Annotated in this window: 1 protein-coding gene; it reads left to right on the forward strand. The window is 39.8% G+C overall.

Annotation, left to right across the window (positions count from 1 at the left end; all coding sequences use genetic code 11):
* Window positions 1–100: 100 nt before the first annotated feature.
* Window positions 101–517, forward strand: coding sequence for a YjdF family protein (locus tag WMO75_RS19720; RefSeq protein ID WP_349078878.1), 417 nt, complete (start codon window positions 101–103; stop codon window positions 515–517).
* Window positions 518–613 lie beyond the last annotated feature (96 nt).

Consider the following 613-nt stretch of genomic DNA (forward strand, 5'->3'; position numbering starts at 1 on the left):
AGCTGGTAGGTAGCCCAGCCGTCCTATGTAAATAGGGTAAGTAACCTGCCCCTCCGGGTTGTCCATTCTTTGTTCAACAATTATTTTAGGAGGGATTTTTATGGACAAAGTAAATGGAAAACTGACGGTGTATTTTGAAGAACCATTCTGGGTAGGCGTATTTGAGCGTATCAAGGATGGTAAGTTGTCGGTGGCAAAGGTGACTTTTGGTGCAGAACCAAAAAATTATGAGGTGCTGGAATACGTTCAAAAACACTATGCCGGTTTGAAATTCAGTCTGGCTGTTGATACTGTTGTAAAGGATATAGAAAGAAATCCAAAAATGATGCAACGTGAAGCGAGAAAGCAAATGCAGAAAACTGGCATTGGAATAAAATCGCAGCAAGCATTGAAATTGCAACAGGAACAAAACAAACAGGAACGCAAGATTAGAAGCAAAGAGAAAAAAGAAGCGGAAGAACTGCGAAAGTTTGAAATGAAACAGCAAAAGAAAAGAGAAAAGCATAAGGGGCATTAGCCCCTTGCTTTACTTGCTCAAATCGGAATTTGTGGAGAGATTTCCTGAACTTTCCTTATTTTTCAAGGCTTACAGCCTCTTAGATAGTGAAATGAT

Source organism: Blautia intestinihominis, from assembly GCF_040096655.1.
Taxonomy (GTDB): Bacteria; Bacillota; Clostridia; order Lachnospirales; family Lachnospiraceae; genus Blautia_A; species Blautia_A intestinihominis.

Bases quoted from the DNA above. Each gene is read 5' to 3' on its own strand.
- WMO75_RS19720 (WP_349078878.1), top strand. From the start codon at position 101: ATGGACAAAGTAAATGGAAAACTGACGGTGTATTTTGAAGAACCATTC.